Here is a 7209-nt window from a genome sequence, read left to right as displayed (position 1 = left end):
CGGGCGAAATCGTCGAATCGAGTGGTGCCGTAGTAGGCCTCGCGCATGATCAGCATCGCGGACTTGGTGCCGAGCACCGACATGGTCTTCTCGATCGAGCAGTGACCAACTGAGGACCATGCGTCACGGTCGGCCAGCACGCCTTGCAGGAGTGGCACAGATCACCTCCGTTCTGGGTTGCTCACAGTATACCTAGGTGTTACACCTGAGTATAGCTGGATAAACCTAGCTTGGACTCAAGGAGGAGTCGTGGCATACCAAGATCGAGATGCCGTCATCGTGGGTGCGGTACGTACGCCGGTCGGCAAAGGCAAGGCGAGCGGTGCACTGCACGAGGTGCTTCCCGCAGACCTGCTGGCGCATAGTCTGCGCGAGCTGGTGCAGCGCACGGGTGTGGACCCGGTGCAGATTGACGATGTCATCGCGGGAGCCGTGACCCAAGTGGGGGACCAGGCCGTCAACGTCGCACGTAATGCCTTGCTGGGCGCGGGTTTTCCGGAGTCTGTTCCGGGTACCACCATCGACCGCCAGTGCGGCAGCAGCCAGCAGGCGATCAGCTTCGCCGCCCAGGGTGTCATCGCCGGCGCGTATGACGTGGTCGTTGCCGCCGGGGTGGAATCCATGAGCCGGGTGCCGATGGGCACGTCGGTTTTGCCGGGCAGCAACCCGTTCGGCCAGGGCATGAAGGAGCGTTACCCCGAAGGCCTGGTGCCGCAGGGCATCAGCGCCGAGCTGATCGCCGCGCGTTGGGGTTTCTCGCGCACCGAACTCGACGAGTTCTCCGCGGCCAGCCATGAAAAAGCCGCACGGGCGACCAAGGAAGGACTCTTCGACAACGAGCTGGCCCCGATCGCGGGGTTGAGCACCGACGAGATCATCCGTCCCGGTACTACGGTCGAGACCCTCGCCGGGCTGAAGCCGGCATTTTACGATCCCGCGGTGGGAGAGCGCTTCCCGCAGATCAATTGGGAGATTACGCCCGGTAACTCTTCACCGCTGTCGGACGGGAGCGCCGCGGTATTGATTACCAGCGGGGCCGCAGCCAAGAAGCTGGGCTTGCGTCCGCTGGCCCGGATTCACACCACCACTGTGGTGGGCTCGGATCCGCTCTACATGCTGACCGGCGTTATTCCGGCCACCGAAAAAGTGCTGCAACGCGCCGGGTTGACGCTCGCCGAGATCGACCTGTTCGAGGTCAATGAGGCGTTCGCGCCGGTGGTGCTGGCCTGGGCCAAGGACACCGGAGCCGATTTGGCCAAGACCAACGTGAACGGCGGCGCGATCGCCATCGGACATCCGTTGGGCGCCAGCGGCGCTCGCATCATGACCACTATGGTCAATGCCTTGGAGCAACGTGGCGGCCGGTATGCGCTGCAGACCATGTGCGAGGGCGGTGGTATGGCCAACGCCACGATCATCGAGCGTCTCTGACGCTCGATGAACGGAGACCGCTAGCGATGTCATCTGAAACCATCTCGAGAATCTTTGTCATAGGCGGCACCGGAGCCCAGGGCATTCCCATCATTCGTGCCCTGGTCTCCGACAAGAAGTACTCCGTTCGATTCCTTAGCCGCGACCCCGCCTCGCGACGAGCCGCCGATCTGCTGGCGCTCGACAACGTTTCGGTCCTGGAGGGCTCCTTCGCCGACGAAGCCATCTTGCGGGAAGGATTCCGCGGTTGCGACGGCGCATTCGTCAACATCGACGGGTTCAATACCGGCGAGAAAACCGAAATCTACTGGGCGCTCCGCAGTTACGAGATAGCCATCGAAGAAGGAGTCAAATTCTTCGTCTACGGAAACCTGGACTACGGGCTCAAGAAGTCGGGATATGACTCCACGTTCCGCACCGGTCATTACGACGGCAAGGGGCGTGTGGGCGAGTGGATCTTGTTTCAGAATCGGGCGAACAAGGGCCGGATGGGAGCAGCGCTCTTCACGACGGGTCCCTATATCGAGATGGCCATCGCTCCCCGGACGCCGATGACACCGACCGTCGAAGACGGTGTCGTGACGTGGCGAGTCCCACTCGGTGCGGGAGCCGTGCCCCATGTGTCACTTGAGGATTGCGGATATTACGTTCGTTGGCTCTTCGACCATCCCGAGCGCGCCAGCGGCATGAACCTCGAAGTCGCTATCGACCACATTGCCTACGCCGACCTCGCTGCGGCATTCGAGAAGGTCACCGGGCATCCGGCACGCTACATCGACACCGATCTGGAGACGTACTGGAAGAACGGTCCGCTCAGTCCGCTCGCACATGCGCCGGCCGGGTACAACGCGGACCCAAATGACAAGAGCACCATGAGCGTTCGCGATAACTTCACGGGATTCTGGAATCTGTGGAAGCACGGGATCGTCGAGCGAAACTACGCTCTGCTCGACGAGATACACCCGAATCGGATCAGGAGTGCCGAGGAGTGGTTCAGGAGAGAAGAGCACTCGGGGCAAAGGCTAGGCAAGGGCAGCCTGTGGGACCGAGTTCAGCCAGAGAACCAGACTCCTATTCTCAAGATCGGCGAGGATATGAGGACAGGGAAGCTTTAGATCAGATGCGCTCTGGCCTCATTGGCAGAGGTCCCGCCTTGGACTAAAGCGCGGGGGTTCTGGCGTCGACTTTGCCTCCTGTCTGAGATGTCGATCGCACCCAGGCCGCGATGTAGAGCAGCATCGAGATCACTAAAGCCACCATGACCCACAGCACGATCGTGAGATCGATCCAGCTGCCGAACGCGGGCGAGCCCGGAAGTGCGTTTCTCAGCGGTACCACCGCAAAGAGCATCGCTGCGTACCAGGTTGTCATCGGCGCTTGAAACCTGCGTGGGTCGCGAATCGTCTGAATTGCAACGAATAAGCCAACTGTCGCGATCGCCACGAAGATGCACAGGATGACCATCGCGAAGAGCATCGTGCTCGGTGAGCGTTGCAATTGGACTTGATAGGGTGACGACGCATTGGCGTTGTTCACGCGAGCCACGTGCACTTTCCAGCCGCTCAGCCCATCGACGAATGTCAGGTTGGCGCGTTCCGGCAGTTGCTGAGGGCCCGTGAACACTTCAACCGTGATCGGCCCGGTGTCATAGCTATCGAACGGCCAGCGTTCGACGACGTGCGCCAAGGTCAGCGGAACAGGGAAAACACCGGGCAACATGCCTCTGGAGTAAGTGCGCCTGATCGGCGTCGTCGCGGATGTGACTGCCACAGTGAGGTCTTGCTTGAGGCTGTCGGTCGCCGGATCCACCAACGCAGGTCCGGGCTTAATGATGAGGTCGCCGACGAGCTCGCGGTAATTGTTTGAAATGCTCACCGCATCCAGCGTCACCGTTGTGCCGCCGCTGGTGGCCACGCTATGAGCTGGAATACGTTGGGATGCGGCGCCATTGACGTACAACACGACCGACGCGGCCATTGCGCAGGCAACGAGCCCCATCAGCGCGACGACGCCGAGTCGCATGCGCGGCCGGCCCCGTCCGCGGCGAATCGTTGACTGCCGGCGCGATGTCGCGTCCTGGGCGCCACAATCTTCGTCGAGCCTCCCCGCCCACAACTTGGGCCGCAAGACTCTCATGAACCTGGGATCAACCATTCCGGGTCACGCCACATGCGCCACATGCCCGACGTCCGCGGGTGACGTATGAGCGTGCGCGCGGTTGTTGACCGCGCGGTACAGCGGAGCCGTCACTGCGGTCGTCACGATGGCAAGCGCACCCAACATCGCAAACGCATAGGGACCGATCAAGTGGGCTTGGAGACCGACCGACGCAATGGCGAGTTCGGTGATGCCGCGACAGTTCAGCGCGATGCCAAGTTGAGCTGAGGTGGTTAGCGGCCAGCGTTGCATCTTGCCGGCCAGGAGTCCGACCGCGACCTTTGAACCGAAGGCGGCGATGGTGAGGGTCACCAGGCACAGCAGACCGCTCCATCGAATCAGATCCGCGAGAGTTTCCAGCGGCACAGACAGCGCGCTGGAAACGAAGAACGCTGGAATGAGCACGTCAGCAACCGTGGCTAAGGCCCGCTGCGATGCCTCGTTGGCCAGCCCCGCTGGGAAGAACAGACCGGCAATCACGGCACCGATGGCAGGGTGGAAGCCGGATATCTGCGTCGCTGCCGCTCCGGTAAGCGCGTAGGCGAACATCGCTACTACAAACGGAGCACTCTGCTGATTCTCCTGGAACCACCGTCGGAGGATCCGAGGCAGCACAAGCATCACTGTGACGAGCAAGGCGACGCCGGCACATACGGCAGTCACCGAGACCGAGTCCAAGTCGGTGGTCAACAAGATCAACGCGGTCACCAGTGCCCATGCCGTCGCATCAGCCGTGACGGCAATTCGTAGCCCGACCGCTGGGATGGGCGCTGGGACCCCTAGATCTTGGATGAGTAGCACGAGAACAGGAACTGCCGTGACGCTCAGCGCCACACCGACGAACACCCACGCCTGTAGCGAGTTGCCTTGTGGGCCAACAAGTTGGCGCGCGAAGGGCACGGCTGCAGCTGCGCAGACGACGATCGGAGCCACCACACAGGGCACCAGTTGCCACAGTGGTGACCGCTCGGTTGATGTTGATTTGCTGTAAGTACGCAGCTCGATTCCGACCAGGAACATCAGTAACAAGAGGCCCGCTTGGCCCACGGCGTCGATGAGAGATTTCGAGGTCGCCGAAAGCAACACAGACTTTATGGAATCAGGAGTGAGGGCCAGAATTGTACCCATCACAATGCCAAAGAAGATTACTCCGACGACCGCGGGCTGCTTAATCCGACGGAAGATGTTTCCGAAAAACACCGAGCCGATCAAGACTACGGCCAGCATGATTAGTGCTTGCAGCGCGTTACCGAGTGGCATCGATTCCCCCTAACAACCGATTGAGATCACTACCGCAGGGGCAATCGGCGAAAAATCGCTTCCAAGACACTCCGGATATTTCCCGGGATATTTCCCGTACGACTTGCTGCACATCTTTAATTATTATGTTCCTATCTGTGATCATTCACAGCCACGTATGCGTACAGGCACGCAATCCACCACGTAAGTAAGCGATTTTGACTGCCTAAGATCATCGGTCGCGCAGGTGCTGCGCTGCATCTTGTATAGCGATTTGTGCAGCTCCCCGCAACATGTAGTGACCGTCGTCACGACGTTCATTATGTATTCCTGACGGATTACATTTTCTTAATGCAAGCGGACAAAATCATAACGCTTTCTTGATGGCTATCGCTGCCGGGCAAGCACCTATAATCGTGAGGTCAATTACTATCATATTTCCAGGTAACTCCCAGGTCAATTACTCATATTTCCCAGATTCGACAAATTCGATGGCTGCCCGGTTGCAGTCCGGCCGTCGTGTGACCTGACTCAGGTCGCGACCTGGCTTTGAATCCTGGCCGGCCTTCGAGTGTCTCAATGCCTCAGACGTGGTAAGCGCTAGGGCGCAGATGATGGGCGAGGGCGGCGGGATCGCCAACGCGACCATCATCGAGCGGCTCGGCTAGGCGGCGCTGGCGCAACCACCGATGATCGTGGTCTGAATCAGGCTTCTGCGACGTCTGGCGTCCTATGCTGGTGAACCAGGAATCCGGGGGCCGGCGGAGGGTCGGATGACCGCAGCGACCGCATGCCGCACGTGTGGCACAGAACCGCGGGACGGCGCCCGATTCTGCGACGGCTGTGGTGCTCCCGTCACCGAATTGGATAGCCGCGCGGAGTACAAGCAGGTGACCGTCCTGTTCGCCGATGTGGTGCACTCGATGGACATCGCCGCGGCGGTGGGCCCGGAACGCCTCCGCGAGATCATGACCCAGCTGGTCAATCATGCCTCGACGGTGGTGCAGCGTTACGGCGGCACTGTGGACAAGTTCACCGGCGACGGGATCATGGCGGTGTTCGGTGCGCCGGTGGCGTTGGAGGATCACGCTTTTCGTGCCTGCTTGGCGGCGTTGGGTATTCAGAAAGAGGCCCAGCGGCTTGCCGGCGACGTGCAAGAGCGCGACGGTGTTGGGCTGCAGTTGCGGGTAGGCCTGAACTCCGGCGAGGTGATTGCCGGTGAGATCGGTTCCAGGGCTTTGGGTTACACCGCCGTCGGTGAGCAGGTTGGCATGGCGCAACGGATGGAGGCGGTGGCGCCCCCGGGTGGGGTGATGCTGAGCGCGTCGACAGCGCGACTTGTGGAGGCCGCTGCGACTCTGGGCGAATCTGAGCTGCTTCAGATCAAGGGCTCCGACGAGCCAGTGGCCGCCCAGCGGTTGCTGGGCGTACCGGAGGGGCGTCACGCTGTCGGGCGTGCCGAGTCGAACCTTGTTGGTCGGCGCTGGGAGATGGCCGCCGTCGAAGGTCTGTTGGAACGTGTGATTGACGGTCACGGTGCGGTGATCACGGTGGTGGGATCACCGGGTATCGGCAAGAGCCGTCTGGTGCGTGAGGTGGCGGCGATCGCGGCTGGTCGCGAAGTAGAGGTGTTCAGCGCCTACTGCGAATCGCACGCGAGCGACGTTCCCTTCCATGTCGTGGCGCAGCTGCTGCGCGCGGCCATCGGGGTCCGTGGCCTGGATGCCCCAGCGGGTCGTGACCGACTGCGCTCCCGAGTGCCGGATGCCGACCCCGAGGACATGCTGCTCTTCGATGACCTGTTGGGCATCGCCGATCCCGATGTCGAACTGCCCAAGATCGATCCGGATGCCCGGCGGCGGCGGTTGACCGCGCTGGTCAATGCCGCCTCGTTAGCCCGCCAGGTGCCGGCGGTTTACGTCGTGGAGGATGCGCACTGGATCGATAAGGCAAGCGAGTCGATGCTGACCGAGTTCCTCACGGTGATCCCGCAGACGCCCTCGCTGGTCCTGGTCACCTACCGACCAGAGTACGAGGAGGCGTTGGCTCGGGTGCACGGCGCGCAAACCATCGCCCTTGCGCCGCTGAGTGATTCGGAAACGGCAGCCTTGGTTTCAGAGCTGCTCGGGTCGAACCCCTCGGTCGTCGAGGTGATCACTATGATTGCCGAGAAGGCCGCCGGCAACCCCTTCTTCGCCGAGGAGATCGTGCGCGACCTGGCCGAGCGCGGGGTGCTACGGGGTAACCGCAACGCCTACGAATCGACCACCGATGTTGGCGAGGTCAGTGTGCCAGCCACCTTGCAGGCGACCATCGCCGCCCGCATCGACCGGCTTGACCCGGCGGCCAAGCGCACCCTGAGCGCAGCCGCAGTCATCGGTT

At 61.6% G+C, this 7209-nt stretch carries 6 protein-coding genes; 3 read left to right on the top strand and 3 right to left on the bottom strand.

Annotated features, from left to right (window positions below; translation table 11 throughout):
• Positions 1–158 (bottom strand): winged helix-turn-helix transcriptional regulator (locus tag VN856_RS04820; RefSeq protein WP_414686870.1); only part of this gene is annotated, 158 nt, incomplete at its 3' end.
• A 91-nt stretch (positions 159–249) separates the two neighbouring features.
• Between VN856_RS04820 and VN856_RS04815 the strand changes: the two genes are divergently transcribed.
• On the top strand, positions 250–1431 hold the full coding sequence (locus tag VN856_RS04815) for a thiolase family protein (protein WP_325686688.1): 1182 nt from the start codon (positions 250–252) through the stop codon (positions 1429–1431).
• A gap of 26 nt (positions 1432–1457) precedes the next feature.
• Positions 1458–2546 carry an NmrA family NAD(P)-binding protein gene (locus VN856_RS04810; protein ID WP_325686687.1) on the top strand — a complete coding sequence of 363 codons (1089 nt, stop codon included), beginning with the start codon at positions 1458–1460 and terminating at the stop codon, positions 2544–2546.
• A 43-nt stretch (positions 2547–2589) separates the two neighbouring features.
• On the opposite strand, the gene VN856_RS04805 is transcribed toward VN856_RS04810, so the two are convergent.
• Complete coding sequence (locus VN856_RS04805) at positions 2590–3408, bottom strand: DUF4436 domain-containing protein (protein WP_325686685.1); 819 nt, start codon at positions 3406–3408, stop codon at positions 2590–2592.
• Positions 3409–3591: 183 nt separating this feature from the next.
• Positions 3592–4848 (bottom strand): cation:proton antiporter, encoded by a 1257-nt coding sequence (locus VN856_RS04800; RefSeq protein WP_325686683.1) that lies wholly within the window; start codon positions 4846–4848, stop codon positions 3592–3594.
• Positions 4849–5600: 752 nt separating this feature from the next.
• Here VN856_RS04800 and VN856_RS04795 point away from each other — a divergent pair.
• Positions 5601–7209: ATP-binding protein (locus VN856_RS04795; protein ID WP_325686681.1), on the top strand; the 1609-nt coding region annotated here is incomplete at its 3' end.

It is taken from the genome of Mycobacterium sp. (assembly GCF_035603715.1).
Classification (GTDB): Bacteria; Actinomycetota; Actinomycetes; order Mycobacteriales; family Mycobacteriaceae; genus Mycobacterium.
This window is presented reverse-complemented; position numbering and strand designations above follow the sequence as displayed.